We start from the raw sequence: 18,204 nt of genomic DNA, 5'->3' as shown, positions 1-18,204 counted from the left end.
CAGACGTACCATTCACGACCGTCTCCCTCCCCGATCGGCACGCCGACGAGGAGCACAGGAGCCGGCCCAGGACACCCTCCCGGAAAGGACGACACGCATGGCCGTGACGGTCTACACCAAGCCCTCCTGCGTTCAGTGCACGGCGACCTACCGAGCCCTCGACAGCAAGGGCATCGACTACGAGGTGTTCGACCTCTCCGTCGACGAGAAGGCCCTCGAGGCCGTCAAGGCGCTGGGCTACCTGCAGGCCCCCGTCGTCATCACCGACGACGACCACTGGAGCGGCTTCCGCCCCGACAAGATCGCGACGCTCTGAGGCACCTGAGCGGCGATCTGCGGCGTTGTCGTCGGGCGCCGTAGCGCCGCTACGGCTTCCTCCTCCGCCTTGCAGCTCACCACTCAGGCGCCTCAGAGCAGGTGCGAGTGGAAGAGCCCCCACGCTCCGCCGGTCCGGGTGGGCAGGTTCTGCCCCGGATCGGCGGAGGATCCGAGTCGCGAGGCCCGGGTCCTCACCGGAACGACCGCCAACGACGCCCCGCAGGGCACCCGGAGGAGGAGCACGCGATGAATGAGCTCGTCTACTTCTCCAGCAGCTCGGGCAACACGCACCGCTTCATCGAGAAGCTGGGGCGGCCCGCGCAGCGCATCCCGCTGCACTCGCACCGCGACGGCGCGAAGGCCGAGACGCTCCACGTCGACGAGCCCTACGTGCTCGTCCTGCCGACCTACGGCGGCGGGATCGACGGGGGAGCGGTGCCCAAGCAGGTCATCCGGTTCCTCAACCAGCCCCGCAACCGCTCCCTGCTCCGCGGCGTCATCGGCGCCGGCAACACCAACTTCGGCGAGGCCTACTGCCTCGCCGGCGACATCATCGCGAGGAAGTGCGCCGTGCCGCACCTCTACCGCTTCGAAGTATTCGGAACCCCAGACGACGTCCGCGCCGTCGACGAAGGATTGGACACGTTTTGGACGCAGCAGTGATCGACGCCCCCCGGGACGCCGCGCAGATGGACTACCACTCGCTCAACGCGATGCTGAACCTGTACGGCCCGAACGGAGAGATCCAGTTCGACAAGGACCGCGAGGCCGCTCGCGAGTACTTCCTGCAGCACGTCAACCAGAACACCGTGTTCTTCCACTCCCTCAAGGAGCGCCTCGACTACCTGGTCGAGAAGGAGTACTACGAGCAGGCCGTGCTCGATCAGTACTCGTTCGAGTTCATCCAGCAGCTGAACGACCTCGCGTACTCCAAGAAGTTCCGTTTCGCGACGTTCCTCGGCGCCTTCAAGTACTACACGTCGTACACGCTCAAGACGTTCGACGGGAAGCGCTACCTCGAGCGCTTCGAGGACCGCGTCGTGATGACCGCGCTCGGGCTCGCCCAGGGCGACGAGAAGCTCGCCGTCGCCCTCGTCGAGGAGATCGTCGCCGGCCGCTTCCAGCCCGCGACCCCCACGTTCCTCAACACGGGCAAGGCCCAGCGCGGCGAGCTCGTCTCGTGCTTCCTCCTGCGCATCGAGGACAACATGGAGTCGATCGCCCGCGGCATCAACTCCGCGCTGCAGCTCTCCAAGCGCGGCGGCGGAGTGGCGCTCTCGCTCTCCAACATCCGCGAGGCCGGCGCCCCGATCAAGCAGATCGAGAACCAGTCCTCGGGCATCATCCCCGTGATGAAGCTCCTGGAAGACAGCTTCAGCTACGCCAACCAGCTCGGCGCCCGTCAGGGTGCGGGAGCCGTGTACCTCTCGGCGCACCACCCCGACATCCTGCGCTTCCTCGACACCAAGCGCGAGAACGCCGACGAGAAGATCCGCATCAAGACGCTGTCCCTCGGCGTCGTCGTGCCCGACATCACGTTCGAGCTCGCGAAGAACAACGAGGACATGTACCTCTTCTCGCCCTACGACGTCGAGCGCGTCTACGGCCTGCCCTTCGGCGACATCTCGATCTCCGAGAAGTACCGCGAGATGGTCGACGACCCGCGCATCAAGAAGACCAAGATCTCGGCGCGCGAGTTCTTCCAGACCATCGCCGAGATCCAGTTCGAGTCGGGCTACCCCTACATCGTGTTCGAGGACACGGTGAACAAGGCGAACCCGATCAAGGGCCGCATCAACATGTCGAACCTGTGCTCCGAGATCCTCCAGGTCAACACCCCGACGACCTACAACGAGGACCTCTCCTACGCCACCATCGGCAAGGACATCTCCTGCAACCTCGGCTCGATGAACATCGCGCTGACCATGGACTCGCCCGACTTCGGCCGCACCATCGAGACCGCGATCCGCGGCCTCACCTCGGTGTCCGACCAGTCGCACATCACCTCGGTCCGCTCGATCGAGGACGGCAACGACAAGTCGCACGCCATCGGCCTGGGCCAGATGAACCTGCACGGCTACCTCGCCCGCGAGCGCATCCACTACGGATCCGAGGAGGGCATCGACTTCACCAACATCTACTTCTACTCGGTGCTGTTCCACGCCCTGCGCGCCTCCAACAACATCTCCATCGAGCGCGGCACCACCTTCGAGGGCTTCGCCGACTCGAAGTACGCCTCGGGCGAGTTCTTCGACACCTACACCGAGAAGGAGTGGGCTCCCGCCACCGAGCGCGTCGCCCGCCTCTTCGCCGACGCCGGCATCGCCGTCCCCACTCAGGACGACTGGCGCTCGCTCAAGGCCTCGGTCATGGAGCACGGCATCTACAACCAGAACCTGCAGGCCGTCCCGCCGACCGGCTCGATCTCGTACATCAACAACTCGACGTCCTCGATCCACCCGATCGCGTCGAAGATCGAGATCCGCAAGGAGGGCAAGCTCGGCCGCGTCTACTACCCGGCGCCGTTCATGACGAACGACAACCTGGAGTACTACCAGGACGCGTACGAGATCGGCTACGAGAAGATCATCGACACCTACGCGGCGGCGACGCAGCACGTCGACCAGGGCCTCTCGCTGACGCTGTTCTTCAAGGACACCGCGACCACCCGCGACATCAACCGCGCGCAGATCTACGCCTGGCGCAAGGGCATCAAGACCATCTACTACATCCGTCTCCGCCAGCTCGCGCTGGAGGGCACGGAGGTCGACGGCTGCGTCAGCTGCATGCTGTAGCGTCCGCCGCAGCTCCCACCCCGAACGACACCGCACGACCTATCCGCACGAAGAAGAGATCATGACTCCCCCTGAGAAGCTCAAGCTGGTCAGCCACGTCAACGCCATCAACTGGAACCGCATCCAGGACGACAAGGACGTGGAGGTCTGGAACCGCCTCACGAGCAACTTCTGGCTGCCCGAGAAGGTCCCGCTGTCCAACGACATCCAGTCGTGGAACACGCTGACCCACGAGGAGCAGCAGCTCACGATGCGCGTGTTCACGGGCCTGACCCTGCTCGACACCATCCAGGGCACGGTCGGCGCGGTGTCGCTCATCCCCGATGCGATCACCCCGCACGAGGAGGCCGTCTACACGAACATCGCGTTCATGGAGTCGGTGCACGCGAAGAGCTACTCGTCGGTCTTCTCGACGCTGTCCAACACCCAGGACATCGACGAGGCGTTCCGCTGGTCCGTGGAGAACCCGAACCTTCAGAAGAAGGCCGAGATCGTCATGGACTACTACCGCGGCGACGACCCGTTGAAGCGCAAGGTCGCCTCGACGCTGCTCGAGTCGTTCCTCTTCTACTCGGGCTTCTACCTGCCGATGTACTGGTCCTCGCGGGCCAAGCTCACCAACACGGCCGACCTCGTGCGCCTCATCATCCGCGACGAGGCCGTGCACGGCTACTACATCGGCTACAAGTTCCAGAAGGGCCTCGAGCGCGTCGACCAGGCCAAGCGCGACGAGATCAAGGACTACACGTTCTCGCTGCTCTACGAGCTCTACGACAACGAGGCGCAGTACACCCAGGACCTCTACGACCAGCTCGGCCTGACCGAGGACGTCAAGAAGTTCCTGCACTACAACGCCAACAAGGCCCTGATGAACCTCGGTTACGAGCCGATGTTCCCCAAGCAGGTCACCGACGTGAACCCCGCGATCCTGTCGGCCCTCTCGCCCAACGCGGACGAGAACCACGACTTCTTCTCGGGCTCCGGCTCCTCCTACGTGATCGGCAAGGCCGTGAACACCGAGGACGAGGACTGGGACTTCTAGGCGTCGACACCACGTCCGGTCCTCCACGGCGAACGGCCCCTCCCCGACACGGGTGAGGGGCCGTTCCTCGTTCGCGTCGATGCACCGTGAGGCTGTCTATGGACGGACCGTAGCAGCCTTCGCGCGCTGCAACCGCAAGCCGTCTTGCGGACACGCGGCCGGCAAACGCTTGCAACCCTCGCTGATCCGGGCGCCGCTGGCGTCTAGCATACGGATGGAGGTCTTGCATGCGCGGGGTCGATCTGCCGATCAACAAAGGACGAATGTCATGTGGATATCCCGCATCAGAGTAACTGGCGGCTTCCTAGGTGGGCTAGACGTAACGCTGAGCAAGGGTCTAAACGTTATTGTCGGCCCGAGAGGGGCCGGAAAAACGACCTTCTTGGAACTACTGCGACACGCGGTGGGTGCTCAGCACGCTGAGCAGAGCGGAGCCACCGAGCGAGCCAGACGCGCGTTCCTCGACGCAGTCTTGGGATCCGGGGAGGTTATTGTCGATCTCGAAGCAGAGGATGGCGGTCGGCACCTCGTCGTAGACGCCAAGGGCGGCGGGCAACGGCTTGATCTTTCGGGATCCGTGCTCGTGCTGGGACAGAATGAGCTCGAAGAGATCGCGTCAGACGCGCCGAGTCGTCTAAAGCTACTCGATCTCAGAGTGGGTATAGATCTCGAAAGTCCTGATCTCCAAGAAATTAGATCACTGACCGGTGAGGCATTTGATCTTCGAAAAGAATTAAGTCTACGCCAGGAGGAGTCGGAGAAAAGGCGCCGACTATTGGCAGATCGAGATCTGTTCCTATCGCAGGAGGCAAGTCTACTCGGCGGCAGAGGGGCGCAACTAACAGACCAGCGGCAACTCCTGCGAATCGTGGAAGAGCGGGTAATCGCCACAGGACAGGAGCTGATCCAGATAGAGTCCGTTAAGCGCGAGCTTGCGGAAATATTAGGTGATCAACGGGGACAAACTGAACGCCTGCGTATGCTCACCGAGCGCGCGACGTCGCTTGGTCCAGACGCACCAAGCCGGGATGGCCTTGATGATGCAGTCGTGTTATCTGATCGAGTCGAAGTGGCTATTCGGGGCGTGATGGCAGCGCTCCTAGCGTCCGAGACTGACGCAAAGCGTAGGAATATTGAAGCGCGTGAGGAGGCGGCCCCTATTCGAGAAGAACTGGACGAAGCCGAAGCTGGCCTTGGACAAATTACGGCTCAATTGAGAAACGTCGATGTTGAGCTGCGGGCGCTAGATGAGAACGATGAATTTGCTCGTGGGCTAGAGCGTCGATACGCCGACGTGTTAGTTCGTCGAAGCCGCTTGTTTGACGGAGCCGAGCTTGTTGAGGAAGCTCTCTACGCTTCTCGAGCTGAAGTTGCGAGATCGACCACTGCGCACATATCAAATAATGTTGTTGTCGCCGTCGATCATCTTGCTGATGTCACAGAGTATCGCAAGTTCCTGCAAGACTCTCTCCGAGGTAGTAATACCCGTGCCACTTTGACGGACCTCACTGCGGAACGAGTACTGCCTAGGCAACTCCTCGAAATGGTCGAAACCGGTGACGCGGCGGGACTGTCATCGGTCGCTGGTATCGCCGAGGACCGCGCTCAGAGACTCATCGATAACATGAGTCAGCGTGAGTTTTTGCAGGGGCTCGCGGGTACTCGCCTGATCGACAACGTTGATTTCCGTCTTAGAGACGGATCGGTCGACAAAAGTGTTGACTCTCTCTCGACCGGTCAGAAATGCGCCGTGACTCTGCCAATTGTTCTCTCTGAGAGAGAAAGAACACTGATTCTCGATCAGCCTGAAGATCACCTAGATAACGCCTTTCTCGTGGCAAATATTATCAGTGGCCTCAATAGGCGCACGCAAGATGGCGCGCAAACAATCGTGGCTACGCACAATGCGAACGTTCCGGTGCTTGGATCGGCAGACAACGTCGTCGTTCTGGAAAGTGACGGTAAGGCTGGAAGAGTTGACGTTCAGGGAGTATTTGATACTAAGGCTGTCGTTGAGAAGATTACAAAGCTGATGGAGGGCGGCAAGGACGCTTTCGCGCGCAGAGCTGCGTTCTATGCCGAGTATGGTGAGCCGCAGTGACCTCGGAGGGGCTTGAGGCTTCCCAATCGCTCGAATCGAAATCACCGAGTCACCGCGCCACTGCTGCGCAGTGGCTTCTGCAACACCCTCAGGCGATATCTGCACGCGTGCTCATGAACGCGCTTCAGGCGGAGACTGTTCCTCAGGTGCGTAGGCTTTTGCTACAAGTAATGGAATTACGACAAGCGCAGGGAGGCTCGTTACGTAACGACTCTCGAGTGGAAAGGGGTTCTGGCTCTCCCGAGTCCGTCCCGACGCGCCAGGTCGGAGGCAGTGTGGACGTTGCTGCTCTGGTGCGCCATGAGCTGTCGCCAGCCGTCGGCTGGATCCGTCTTGCTGCTGACGACGAGATAGATTCGTTTGCATCGAGCAGGACAAACGACGCCATCCGTAAATTGCAACGCCGCATCGATGGGCTTGTTGCGATCATCAAGTCGAATGAAGACCTCAATCTTCAACGACTTAGTCTTCCGCACGTTTTGATGGATAATTGGCCGGATAGTCGTTTGGTGCCAGATATAACGTCTGTCGGAAATGAGCAGATTGTCGAGATCGAAACTGATGAAGGGCTCTTTTCAATGCTTCTTTCGAACGTTTATCAGAATGCGATAGACGCTGCCGGAGGAACCGAACAGGTGACGGGCACGCGCATTGTCTGGGGATGCACCGATCAAAATTTCTGGGTCAGGGTGACCAATCCTTTCAACGGCAATCGGTTTGACCTCATCGATGTGGTCGACGTAGGAAGCTCGTCAAAGAAAGCACATCAGGGCCGGGGGCTGTCGCTAATTCAGACGGTGGCAGAGCGGCTTGGGTACTCGATCTCATTGGGAGGGGTAAGTGGTATTGCTTCCTTCACTCTCACGGGGAGGCGCCCGAATGACTAATCCCGTAGCCGTCCTCGTCGAAGACGACGCACAGCAAGCAGAGTTTTCGTCGGGCATCGTTGAAGCCGCAGGTTTTCAGACTTCTGTGTTCAATTCAATCGCAGAAGTACGGTCGTTCCTGAGGGATTCAAGTGTGGCAATCGATCTGTTTGTCCTGGATCGCCGCCTTCCCGTCAACTTCGGCGAGACGGCTACTGATGAGTTTGGTGACGAACTTCTGGAAGAAGTGCGGACATCATTTCCGGATGCTTGCATCGTGGTTTTCACTGGTTTTGCGACGATTCGGCATGTTCAAGAATCAGTGCGCGGAAGTGGTCAGCTTCCAGAACTTGCTGGTTTGGCGTTGGACCGAATTACCGTGTTAGAGAAGGATCAATCGCTGGAGTTTCGAGGTCACCTCCGGTCTTACCGGCACTTGATTCAGGAGCTTGATAACATTGAGGTTATGCTTCCCGATGGTGTTATGCTCAACGACAGAGTACGCCGAGTGTTGCGTCGCCTTGCTTTTGACTATAAGGCGGTGTCGATCGACGTTACGCCGCTCGGAGGTGGTCTGAGCGGGGCGGGTGTTTGGCGCTGCGATCTGATGCGTGAGGAGGGGCAGGTTGCAACGGTTATTGCAAAACAGGTTAAGAAGCAGGTTCCGCCCGGCGGTCTTTCAGATCTGCTGCCACGAGTAAATTCTACTGCGACGGTCAGAACTCTCTCTGGGATGATGTCAGGAGCATACCTAAATGTTCTTCAGGTTGCGGGCCGAAGCACTTTTTCTGTGATGGAGATACTCCGATCACGGCCGGACGACGCGGTTTCATTGTTGCGTCCTCTTTGGGATGCGCTTGGCGAAATCGCTGAGCAAAGGCGCGTGCTGACAATTGCAGAGCTTTGCGAGTCACTCATCTCTTGGGAGGAGTTGACAGAATTGCTGAGTCGGCAGGGAGTCGCTGTCCCCGCTGGGACGCTTACTGCCTCTGCTCGCATTGGAGCTCGCCATGGAGATCTCCATCCATGTAATGTGTTAATAGACGGGACTAATGCAGTCCTCATAGATTTCGACAGTGCAGTTTTCGCCTCGGGATCGCTTGACCCTGTCACCATGTTGATATCTACGCTGGTGCACCCTGATTCGCCGATTCGGGGCGTTGCATGGCCTTCAGTCGATGAGATTGTCGAGTCGTTCGGATCGGCCGATTTCGGGCGCGGTAGTGCGGTCGAGGGTTGGTTTGCCGGGCTATTTGTCTGGACTGAGCAGAGGCGTACTAGCGTCCGCGAATTCTGGTCGCTTGTGTTGGCCTATTCCGGTCGGCAACTCCGCTACGGTGACGTCCTTTCGGACGAGGAAGTTTTGATGAGGGTCCTTGCGTTGGTCCGTCGTGCTTCTGATGAACTCTGTAATTCCTGAGTGCCGGTAACGGTAGTGCATTTGAGGGTGGGCTTTTTGTGTTCCCGCCTGGCTGCAAGTAGTAGCGGTTGAGACCATCTATGGCACAAGAGGTTGTTGAATTCGCTTGCGTCGACCTGCGTGTTAGGAGGGTCGCAGCGAGTACGGCGCGATCCGTCTTTGGTGGCTCGGAGGCGGGTCGTCGTCGCCTGCGACGCAGGGCCGTTCCTCGTTCGCGGGGACGGCTTAGTGGTCAGCCGTCGAGGAGTGCGGCCCGGATCGTGCGGAGCAGAGCGGGGGCGTGCTCGGTCACGGTCGCCCACAAGCGCTCGTTGCCGAGCGCGGAGTAGTTGTGCGCGGCGATGCTCCGCGTCGCTCGCAGCCCTTCGACCGCGTCGCCGGGCAGTCGTGCGACGACAGCGGCGGGCAGGTCGCGGTGCACGAACTCGGCGAGAGTGATCAGAGCGAGCGCGCCGATGTCCCTGCTGTCCGAGACGGGGCGGACGAACTCGTCCTCGCCGTCTCGCGCGGCACGATCGAGGCGGGAGAGAAGCCGGTCCGCCTCGAGGATCAGCCGGGCGCGCTTGTCGGTGTCGTCGGCGGGGCGCCGGGGGCGGGCGGTGAAGCGGCCGGGCGTCGTCTCGCCGTCGTCCGGCCCGGTCACAGCGGTACCGCCTCGCGTCGGATCGCCGCCACGACCTCGTCGTCCGGGCTGTCGGTCACGACGTCCACCGGGAACCCGAGGAGCGCCTCGGCGCGACCGCGGAAGGCAGCCAGGCGGAGGAAGTCGACGGAGGGATCCGCCGCGACGAGCAGGTCGATGTCGCTCCGCTCGTCGTCCGAGCCGCGGGCAGCGGATCCGAACACCCGGACGTCGCTCAGACCGTGGTCCGCGGCGAGCTGCCGGACGTCGTCGGCGAGGTACTCCAGAACGATCGACGGGCGGAGTCGGGCGGCCCGGAGGAGTCGCTCGAGCAGTTCCGGACTCGGACGACGCGCCCCGGCTTCGATCGCGGCGATGTTCGGCTGGCGCAGTCCAGTGGCGGCCGCAAGTGCCGTCTGCGACATCGCGATGTCCTCGCGGGCACGCCTCAGGACGGTGCCGAGGGGCAGGCTGTCGGGGATCACGACGGCATCATATCGCCGTGGTATGTCAGAGCGGCAGGCGCATCAGCACCCGTGGGAAGCCGTCGAGCACGGAGGCGGTGTCGGCCGCCCACGAGAAGCCGGCGCGCTCGAAGAGGGCGCGGGTGCCGACGTAGGCCATCGTCTGCTCGACCGTCGCGCCGCGGTTGTCGACCGGGTAGCCCTCGATCGCCGGGGCTCCGTGCGACCGTGCGAAGTCGACGGCGCCCGCGAGCAGGGCGTGCGAGATGCCGCGGCGGCGGAAGCCGGGGCGGACCCGGATGCACCAGACCGTCCACACGTCGAGGTCGTCGACGTGCGGGATCCTCCGGTTCTTCGCATAGCTCGTGTCCGCACGGCGGTGCACGGCGGCCCAGCCCGCCACCTGGTCGCCGTCGTAGGCGAGCACGCCCGGCGGGGGATCCTGCGCCACCAGTTCGCGCATCCGCTCGCCCCGTGCAGGACCGCGGAGGGAGGTGTTCTCGGTGGAGGAGAGCAGCCGGTAGCTCAGGCACCAGCACACGCTCGCATCGGCTCGCTTCGGCCCGCTCATCGTTGCGACGTCGTCGAAGACGGACGCCGGGCGCACCTCGATCGTCATGAGGGCACCCTGGCACCGGGGGAGGGCGCGGGCAAGCGTGCGGATTGACCACTCCGCCGCATGAATCGCACCAGCACCCGCTGTTGGACGCCACTCAGCCGGCCCCCCTACCGTGGGGGAGTACCCGACGAAGGAGTCCCCCTTGAAGCACGTCCCCCTCGGCGCCTCCGGCATCGAATCCCCGAACGTCGTCCTCGGACTGATGCGCATCCCCGAGATGACCCATGACGCGATCCGCGACCTCGTGCGCACCGCGCGCGACTCCGGCATCGACTTCTTCGACCACGCCGACGTCTACGGCAACGCCGTGCACCACTGCGAGGAGCGCTTCGCCGAGGCGATGCAGCTCACCCCGTCCCAGCGCGACGAGATCGTGCTGCAGACCAAGTGCGGCATCGTCGGCGACGGCCCCTACTTCGACTTCTCGTACGAGCACATCGTCGAGTCGGTCGAGGGATCGCTGAAGGCTCTGCAGACCGACCGCATCGACGTGCTCCTCCTGCACCGCCCCGACGCGCTGGTCGAGCCCGACGAGGTCGCCCGCGCCTTCGACGAGCTGCACGCCGCCGGCAAGGTCACGCACTTCGGCGTCTCGAACCACACGCCGTACCAGATCGAGCTGCTGAAGAAGTCGCTGAACCAGCCGATCGTGGCGAACCAGCTGCAGCTGTCGGTCACGCACGCGCCGCTGATCGCGCAGGGGGTCGCGTCGAACATGGCCGCGCTGGATCAGTCGATCATGCGCGACGGCGGTATCGTCGACTACTGCCGCCTCAACGACATCACCGTGCAGGCGTGGTCGCCCTTCCAGGCGGGCTTCTTCACCGGTGTCTTCCTCGACAACCCCGCCTACACGGAGCTCAACGCGGTGATCGACCGCCTCGCCGGGCAGTACGACGTGCCCGCGATCGCGATCGCCACGGCGTGGATCACGCGCCACCCCGCGAACATGCAGGTCGTGCTCGGCACCACCAACGAGCAGCGCGTGCACGACGCGGCGCTCGGCTCCGACATCCCCCTGACCCGGGCCGAGTGGTACGAGATGTTCCGCGCCGCCGGCTACACGGTCCCCTGATCTCCCACCCCGGAGGAAATGCGCGTCGGCGCACAGAGAGGGCACGGCTCCGGCCGTGCCCTCTCGCACGTCCGGGAGGCGTCAGATGCGCAGACGCACGGTGACGGCGGAGTCGACCTCGACGCCTTCCGCCCGCCGCACGGCGGTCTTGAGCGGTACGAGGTAGCCGCCGTCCTTCGGCCACAGCGAGGTGCTCCAGGTGCTCGAGCCGAGCACCACCGTCGCGGGGATCATGCCCCAGCCGTACGACACGTGGGGCGCGGCGTCCGCGATCGCCGGCCCGTGCTCCTCCGGCACCCGCACGAAGTGCCAGGGTGCGGGCCCGCGCCAGAAGACGACGACGGCGTCGAACTCGATCTCCACGAGCCGAGGGTACGACTCCGCGAAGACCGGGAATAGGATCCGCCCCTCCGCGTTGAACTTGAGTGCAAGTGACTCAACTCTTCAGGAGGACTGGTGCCCGACAACTTCAACGAGGCCGGAGCGAACTCGTTCGACGACTTCCTCGCCCGCTACCTCGACGGTGAGCGCGCCCGCGCGGCGCGGTCCATCGACCTCAGCCGATTCCTCACCGCCCGTACTCAGAGCATCCTGCAGGCCGCAGGACGCTTCGCCCTCGAGCGCGGTCAGACCGAGCTCGACGCCCTGCACGTGCTGCGCGTGCTCATCGACGACGAGGCCGTGGCCCAGGCCGTGCGCCGCATCGGCGTCGACCCCGGCGCGATCGCGACCGCCACGGAGGCGCGCCTGCCGCAGGCCGGCGAGGCCCACGCCTCGCAGAGCGCCGCCACCATCACGCCCAGTGCGCAGCGCGCGCTGTTCCACAGCTACCAGGTCGCCCGCTCGAGCGGATCGACCTACATCGACCCCGAGCACCTCTTCTTCGCGCTCGTGCTCGGTCAGGACGCGCCCGCCGGGCAGGTCCTGGCGCGCGCCGGAGTGACCGCGGAGGCGCTCACCCAGGGACTGCGCGAGACCGTCACGACCGGTCCGGAGCAGCAGCAGGAGGCCGGCACCCCCGCCTCCGAGACTCCGATGCTGGACAAGTTCGGCACCGATCTCACGCAGCTGGCCCGCGACGGCCGGCTCGACCCGGTGATCGGCCGTGCCGACGAGATCGAGCAGACCATCGAGATCCTCAGCCGCCGCACCAAGAACAACCCGGTCCTCGTCGGCGAGGCCGGCGTGGGCAAGACCGCGATCGTCGAGGGCCTGGCCCGTGCGATCGTCGCGGGCGAGGTCCCGGAGCAGCTGCGCGACAAGCGCGTCGTCTCGCTCGACCTCCCCGGCATGCTCGCCGGAACCCGCTACCGCGGCGACTTCGAGGAGCGCCTCACGAAGACGATGGACGAGATCGCGGCCCGCTCGGGTGAGCTGATCGTCTTCATCGACGAGGTCCACACCGTCGTCGGCGCCGGGGGCGCGGGCGAGGGCGGCATGGACGCGGGAAACATCCTCAAGCCCCGGCTCGCCCGCGGCGAGCTGCACCTGGTCGGTGCGACCACGCTCAAGGAGTACCGCACGATCGAGAAGGACCCGGCGCTCGAGCGCCGCTTCCAGCCCGTCCGCGTGGGCGAGCCCTCGATCGAGGACGCCGTCGCGATCCTGCACGGACTGCGGCAGGCCTACGAGGAGCACCACCGCGTGAGCTTCACCGACGACGCTCTCCGTGCGGCCGTCGAGCTCTCGGACCGCTACCTGCCCGACCGCGTGCTGCCCGACAAGGCGATCGACCTGATCGACCAGGCCGGTGCGCGGCTGCGCCTCAGCCTGGGGGCGGGAGTGGACACCTCCGCTCTGCTCGAGCGCCTCGCGGTGCTCGAGGGCGACAAGAACGCGGCGGTCTCGGCCGAGCACTACGAGGAGGCCTCCCGCCTGCGCGACGAGATCTCCGCCGTGCAGGCCCGTCTCGACGAGGCGACCTCGACCGGGCGCGCCCCGGTGGAGGCCGTGGTCGGCGAGACCGAGATCGCGGCGGTCGTGGCCCGTGCCACGGGCATCCCCGTGTCGCGACTGACGGAGGGGGAGCGCGAGCGCCTCGCCCACCTCGAGGACGAGCTGCACCGGCGCGTCATCGGCCAGGAGGACGCGGTGACCGCGGTCGCCCGCGCCGTCCGCCGCAGCCGTACCGGACTCGGCGACGCCTCCCGGCCCGTCGGATCGTTCCTCTTCCTCGGCCCGACCGGTGTCGGCAAGACCGAGCTGGCGCGCACCCTGGCCGGCTCGCTCTTCGCGGACGAGCAGTCCGTGATCCGCTTCGACATGAGCGAGTTCGGCGAGCGGCACACCGTCTCGCGACTGGTCGGCGCCCCTCCCGGGTACGTCGGCTACGACGAGGCCGGCCAGCTCACCGAGCGCGTGCGGCGGAACCCCTACTCCGTCGTGCTGTTCGACGAGATCGAGAAGGCGCACCCCGACGTCTTCAACCTGCTCCTGCAGGTGCTCGACGACGGTCGCCTGACCGACGGCCAGGGCCGCACGGTCGACTTCCGCAACACGGTGATCATCATGACCTCGAACCTGGGGTCGGAGTTCCTGGCCTCGCGCTCCGGCGCGCTCGGCTTCGTCGCGCAGAGCGACGCGTCGGCCGAGGGCTTCGCCTCGGAGAAGGACCTGCGCGACCGCGTCATGGGCCGGCTCCGCGAGGCGATGCGGCCCGAGTTCCTCAACCGCATCGACGAGATCGTGCTGTTCCGCAAGCTCGGCCGGGCGCAGCTCCGCGAGATCGTGGGCATCGTGCTCGACGCGACCCGTGCCCGGCTCGCGCCGCGCGAGGTGTCGCTCGAGGTCACGGAGGCGGCGATCGACTGGCTGGCCGAGCACGGCTACGAGCCGCAGTACGGCGCCCGTCCGCTCCGCCGCCTCGTGCAGCGCTCGGTCGACGACCGCATCGCGGACCTGTTCGTGAGCGGTGACGTGACCGACGGAGGCGCGGTGCGCGTGGACGCGGTCGGCGGCGAGCTCGTCGTCACGTCCGCGTCGCGGATGCCGATGGCGGCCTAGTCCTCCGGCCTCCGACGCCCCGGCTCCCCTCTTCGGGAGCCGGGGCGTCGTCGCGTGTGCGGCGCTCGGCCCTCGCGCGACCGCTTGCGCGGGGGAGCGGGGCCGGATAGACACGGGAGAGCACGAGAACCGGAGGCCCGATGTCGAATCCGCGCTACTACGACCCGGTCGGTCGCGCGATCCGCGCCCTCCTCTGGATCGCCCTGGTCTGCTTCGGACTGGCGGTCGGCTTCTTCGCGCTCGACGTCGTCACTCCGGGATCGATGACGGACGCCTCGCGCCCCTACGCCGAGGCGAGCGGGGCGCTCGCGTGCTTCGGCATCGCGGCGCTCATCGTGCACTTCGCGGTCGTGGCGATCGTCGGCGCGATCCGGGGGCGCGGGCAGTAGGGACGGAGCCGCGGCGCGTTCGGCTCGCGGAAACACGTCCGGCTCGCGGGAATCCGTGGATTCCGCGAGCCGGACGCGGTCTCATGAGCGGGAGTCAGCCGAGGCGGCTCACGGGCACTTCTTCGCCGTGATCGAGACCTTCAGGGTCGCGTCCGGAGCGACGGAGGATCCGCCCGCCGGGTCCTGACCCGTCACCTGACCGGCGTCCGGCGCGTTGCCGTCCTCGGTGCAGGCGAGGGTGATCTTCGTGAAGCCCGCGGCGCCGAACGCCGACTTCGCGGCCTCCAGGTCCTGGCCCGTCACGTCCGGCACGGTCTTCTGGTTGCCGGTGCTCGTGAACACGGTGATGCCGGTGCCCGCCTGGGCCGAGCCCGACGGGTCCTGGCGCGTCACGGTGCCGACCGCGGCGTCGCTGGCCTCGGTGCCGCCCTCGATGAGCGAGAAGCCGGCCGCCGCGAGCTTGGCCTTCGCGTCGGCGACGGTGAGTCCCTTCACGTCCGGGATCTCGACCTTCGGCACGACCTGCAGCGAGCCGTTCGCCTCGGGGAACGCCTCTCCGCCGTACTTCGCGTTCGCGGCGGCCATGACGACCGGCCAGATCCGGTGCCGGGCCGTGGCCGCGGATCCGGAGTCGAAGGCGTAGCGGCCCGAGCGCAGGCTCGCCTCGCCCTTGACGTTGAAGACGCCGACGGCGGTCGCGACCCGGGTGCTCGCCCCGGTCATCCAGGTGGCGACGGCGTCGTCGGTGGTGCCCGTCTTGCCGATCAGGGGGACGCCGTCGCGCGTCCTCGACGCGGTGGCGGTGCCGCCGGACGTGAACGTGGACTGCAGGGCGACCGCGGCGGTGGCCGCGACGTTGCCGTCGATCGACTGGCGGCAGTTCGCGGCGGGCACGGGCTGCTCCGCGCCGGTCGCGTCGGTGATCCGGTCGATCGCGATCGGATCGCAGGTGATGCCGCCGGAGGCGATGGTGGCGTACGCGCCGGCCATCGAGAGCGGGGAGACGTAGTTCGTGCCGAGGACGGTTGCCGGGTAGCGGTCGAGCTCGCCGTCGCTGCCCTGCACCACGCCCATGTCGACGGCCGTGTCGCGGATCGCGCAGAGGTCGAGCTCGCGGGCCATGCCGACGAAGCCCGTGTTCAGCGACGTCTTCGTGAAGTCCGCCGCCGTGCCGACCTGGCCGCCGCCGCCCTCGTCGTTCCGGGCGCTGGTGTCGTTGCTGGTCGTGGTGCCCCCGGGCTCGCAGGAGTCGGTGAAGGTGCCCCACGTGGGCTTGCGGGTGCCGTCGACCCGCTCGTTGATGCTGTGCCCCTCCTTCAGCCACTCGACCAGGGTGAACAGCTTGTAGGTCGAGCCGGGCTGGATGCCGGACGAGCCGCCGTAGGCCTTGTCGGTGCTGAAGTTGATGGCGCTGTAGGACGCGTCGGCGTTCAGGACGTCGGGGTCCTGCGAGTACTTCTTGTTCTGGGTCATGGCGAGCACGCGGCCGGTGCCGACCTCGACGCTGACCGACACGGCTCCGACGTCGAAGTTCCACGTCTGGGGGACCTGCGCGTTCACGGCGTTCACGGCGGCGTCCTGCAGGTCGACGTCCAGCGTCGTGTAGACGTCCTGGCCGCCGCGGCGGAAGTTCGTCCAGCGGGTGTCCTCGTCGGCGCCGAAGATCTCGTTGTTCTTCAGGACGTTGGTGACGTAGTCGCAGAAGTAGCCGGCGTTCCCGGCCGTCGAGCACCCGGTGCTGGGCTCGGTGATGACGGGCTCGACGGGAGTGGCGATCGCGGCGTCGTGGTCGGCCTGCGTGATCTTCCCCTCCTCCAGCATCTTCCCGATGATGTAGTCGCGGCGCTCCTTGTTGCGGACGTAGCCGTTGGCGGCGCCGTTGTCGGGGTTCTCGGGCTGGTCGATGCGCAGGTTCGCCGGGTTGTTGACGATCGCGATGAGGCTGGCGGCCTGGGCGATCGTGAGGTTCGCGGCGGAGGTGTTGAAGTAGTAGTTCGCGGCCGTCTCGAGGCCGTAGGTGGTGCCGCCGAAGAACGCGATGTTCAGGTACCCCTGGAGGATCTGGTCCTTCGTGTACTCCTTCTCGAGGCCGATCGCCAGCTTCATCTCGCGGAGCTTCCGCTCGGGAGTGGTCTTGGTGGCCGCGTCGATCGCGGCGGCGCGCTCGACCTCGTCCGTGATGTTGCGGACGGCCTTCTCGACGAGGACGTTCTTCACGTACTGCTGCGTGATCGAGGATCCGCCCTGGACGTCGTTGCCGAGCACGTAGGTCTGGGCCACGGCGCGCAGCGTGCCGGGGAGGTCGACCCCGCCGTGCTCGTAGAAGCGCGGGTCCTCGCCCGAGACGGCGGCGTCCTTGGCGAACTGCGAGATCTGATCGAGCGGCACCTCGATGCGGTTCTCGACGTAGAAAGAGGCGAGCAGCTGGGTCGAGCCGTCGGCGCGCGTGGCGAAGATGTTGCTCTTCTCGGAGAGCTTGTCGACCTCGAGGTACTCGGGCAGTCCGTCGAAGACGCCGATGGACTGGTTCGCCGCGACGCCGGCGATCGCGACAGCGGGCGTCACCGTGGCGGTCACGAGGACTCCGGCCACGACGCTCATGCCCAGGAAGCCCACGATCGCCTTGATCACGCCACCGGTGGTCCTTCTGTCGCTCGCCAATACGTCTCCTTCGGGTACCCCCGGGTCTCGCGGGGGCGGCAGCCCTCGCCCTGACGCGCTCTGCGACAGGTCAACCTCGACAGACTAACCCGAGACCTCCGGAAGACGAAGGCCCGGTCCGGGGCCTGAACGGAGGCTGGGACGCGGGGCGGAGGCGACCCGACGGCGGGCGTGCGTGCGCGGTGGACCGCGCGAGCGCTCCGTTCTTGCGCGTTGAGGTGATGGTTCTCTGAGAGGACGCCCAGGTTCCGGCTCGCTCCTCGGCGATCCGGCGGCGCCGGGAGAGCGCGGCCTCGCTGCGAGAGCGCGCCTCGCGCAGTTCGAAGGTCGTCGGGCGCCGGGGAGGGGTGAGCTTCCTCCACAGGCAGGCTTCGTTGCGCCATACATGTACGCCCTCTACTCTCCGAGGAAACCTCACCGATCCGAAGGAGATCACATGTCATCCACTCGGCGCGCAAGCGCTCTGGTCCTCGCCGCGGTCGCGGTAGCGACGCTGACCGCTCCCGTCGCCACGGCGGCGGAGAGCCAGTGCCCCACCGGCTTCAGCTGCGTCTGGACGGACAAGGACTACTCGAGCAGCTACTCCGGAAGGGGCAATGCGAATTACAACGAGTACTACGCCGTCGGTGGTCGGATCTTCAACGACTCGATCTCGAGCATCAAGAACCGCTACCCGGGCAAGAAGAACTGGTTCGAGCACATCGATCGAGGGGGCGCGCGTCTCGAGGTCGCGGCGTTCGAGAAGATCTCGAACCTCCAGGACCGCCACACGGGCCTCTGGTACCACGCCGATTGGAACGACTTCATCTCGAGCGTCGACTGATGACGC

Annotated in this window: 16 protein-coding genes; 11 read left to right on the top strand and 5 right to left on the bottom strand. The window is 65.5% G+C overall.

All coding sequences use genetic code 11. The annotated features are described in order from the left end of the window. Positions 1-97: 97 nt before the first annotated feature. The 7 genes from nrdH (at position 98) to IOC53_RS15600 (ending at position 8,542) form a co-directional block, all read left to right on the top strand. Entirely contained in the window at positions 98-316 is a 219-nt protein-coding gene (nrdH, locus tag IOC53_RS15630; RefSeq protein WP_068255139.1) for a glutaredoxin-like protein NrdH, read from the top strand. A 248-nt stretch (positions 317-564) separates the two neighbouring features. Beyond that, the gene (gene nrdI, locus IOC53_RS15625) at positions 565-981 is read left to right on the top strand and encodes a class Ib ribonucleoside-diphosphate reductase assembly flavoprotein NrdI (RefSeq protein WP_207407138.1); all 417 of its coding nucleotides are present in this window, start codon (positions 565-567) and stop codon (positions 979-981) included. 26 nt (positions 982-1,007) lie between these two features. After that, complete coding sequence (gene nrdE, locus IOC53_RS15620) at positions 1,008-3,113, top strand: class 1b ribonucleoside-diphosphate reductase subunit alpha (protein ID WP_056868579.1); 2,106 nt, start codon at positions 1,008-1,010, stop codon at positions 3,111-3,113. 61 nt (positions 3,114-3,174) lie between these two features. Beyond that, on the top strand, positions 3,175-4,155 hold the full coding sequence (gene nrdF / locus IOC53_RS15615; RefSeq protein ID WP_055791099.1) for a class 1b ribonucleoside-diphosphate reductase subunit beta: 981 nt from the start codon (positions 3,175-3,177) through the stop codon (positions 4,153-4,155). A gap of 268 nt (positions 4,156-4,423) precedes the next feature. Beyond that, complete coding sequence (locus IOC53_RS15610; RefSeq protein ID WP_207407137.1) at positions 4,424-6,256, top strand: AAA family ATPase; 1,833 nt, start codon at positions 4,424-4,426, stop codon at positions 6,254-6,256. Then, entirely contained in the window at positions 6,253-7,143 is an 891-nt protein-coding gene (locus tag IOC53_RS19540) for a GHKL domain-containing protein (protein WP_207407136.1), read from the top strand. The genes IOC53_RS15610 and IOC53_RS19540 overlap by 4 nt, the downstream gene beginning before the upstream one ends. Further along, complete coding sequence (locus IOC53_RS15600) at positions 7,136-8,542, top strand: phosphotransferase (protein WP_207407135.1); 1,407 nt, start codon at positions 7,136-7,138, stop codon at positions 8,540-8,542. Before IOC53_RS19540 ends, IOC53_RS15600 begins: the two co-directional genes overlap by 8 nt. A 232-nt stretch (positions 8,543-8,774) precedes the next feature. Here IOC53_RS15600 and IOC53_RS15595 read toward each other — a convergent pair whose 3' ends face one another. Genes IOC53_RS15595 through IOC53_RS15585 form a run of 3 tightly spaced genes read right to left on the bottom strand, consistent with a single transcriptional unit; the run spans position 8,775 to position 10,247 of the window. After that, positions 8,775-9,185, bottom strand: coding sequence for a hypothetical protein (locus IOC53_RS15595; protein ID WP_207407127.1), 411 nt, complete (start codon positions 9,183-9,185; stop codon positions 8,775-8,777). Next, positions 9,182-9,649, bottom strand: coding sequence for an XRE family transcriptional regulator (locus tag IOC53_RS15590; protein WP_207407126.1), 468 nt, complete (start codon positions 9,647-9,649; stop codon positions 9,182-9,184). The genes IOC53_RS15595 and IOC53_RS15590 overlap by 4 nt, the downstream gene beginning before the upstream one ends. A gap of 25 nt (positions 9,650-9,674) precedes the next feature. Next, on the bottom strand, positions 9,675-10,247 hold the full coding sequence (locus tag IOC53_RS15585) for a GNAT family N-acetyltransferase (protein WP_207407125.1): 573 nt from the start codon (positions 10,245-10,247) through the stop codon (positions 9,675-9,677). Between the two features lie 142 nt (positions 10,248-10,389). Between IOC53_RS15585 and IOC53_RS15580 the strand changes: the two genes are divergently transcribed. After that, the gene (locus IOC53_RS15580; RefSeq protein ID WP_278250090.1) at positions 10,390-11,322 is read left to right on the top strand and encodes an aldo/keto reductase family oxidoreductase; all 933 of its coding nucleotides are present in this window, start codon (positions 10,390-10,392) and stop codon (positions 11,320-11,322) included. 81 nt (positions 11,323-11,403) lie between these two features. On the opposite strand, the gene IOC53_RS15575 is transcribed toward IOC53_RS15580, so the two are convergent. Continuing rightward, complete coding sequence (locus IOC53_RS15575; RefSeq protein WP_207407124.1) at positions 11,404-11,685, bottom strand: DUF1905 domain-containing protein; 282 nt, start codon at positions 11,683-11,685, stop codon at positions 11,404-11,406. A 93-nt stretch (positions 11,686-11,778) separates the two neighbouring features. On the opposite strand from IOC53_RS15575, the gene IOC53_RS15570 reads away from it, so the two are divergent. Further along, positions 11,779-14,325, top strand: a complete 2,547-nt coding sequence (locus tag IOC53_RS15570) for an ATP-dependent Clp protease ATP-binding subunit (RefSeq protein ID WP_207407123.1) — start codon at positions 11,779-11,781, stop codon at positions 14,323-14,325. Positions 14,326-14,465: 140 nt separating this feature from the next. Then, positions 14,466-14,714, top strand: a complete 249-nt coding sequence (locus IOC53_RS15565) for a hypothetical protein (protein ID WP_207407122.1) — start codon at positions 14,466-14,468, stop codon at positions 14,712-14,714. A 108-nt stretch (positions 14,715-14,822) separates the two neighbouring features. Here the strand turns inward: IOC53_RS15565 and IOC53_RS15560 are convergent, their stop codons facing one another. Beyond that, entirely contained in the window at positions 14,823-17,375 is a 2,553-nt protein-coding gene (locus IOC53_RS15560) for a transglycosylase domain-containing protein (protein ID WP_242683407.1), read from the bottom strand. Positions 17,376-17,811: 436 nt separating this feature from the next. Between IOC53_RS15560 and IOC53_RS15555 the strand changes: the two genes are divergently transcribed. Continuing rightward, positions 17,812-18,198, top strand: coding sequence for a peptidase inhibitor family I36 protein (locus IOC53_RS15555; protein WP_207407120.1), 387 nt, complete (start codon positions 17,812-17,814; stop codon positions 18,196-18,198). Positions 18,199-18,204 lie beyond the last annotated feature (6 nt).

It is taken from the genome of Rathayibacter sp. SD072, from assembly GCF_017355185.1.
Taxonomy (GTDB): Bacteria; Actinomycetota; Actinomycetes; order Actinomycetales; family Microbacteriaceae; genus Rathayibacter.
The sequence above is the reverse complement of the archived record's forward strand: the minus strand, read 5'-3'. Positions and strand labels throughout refer to the sequence as shown.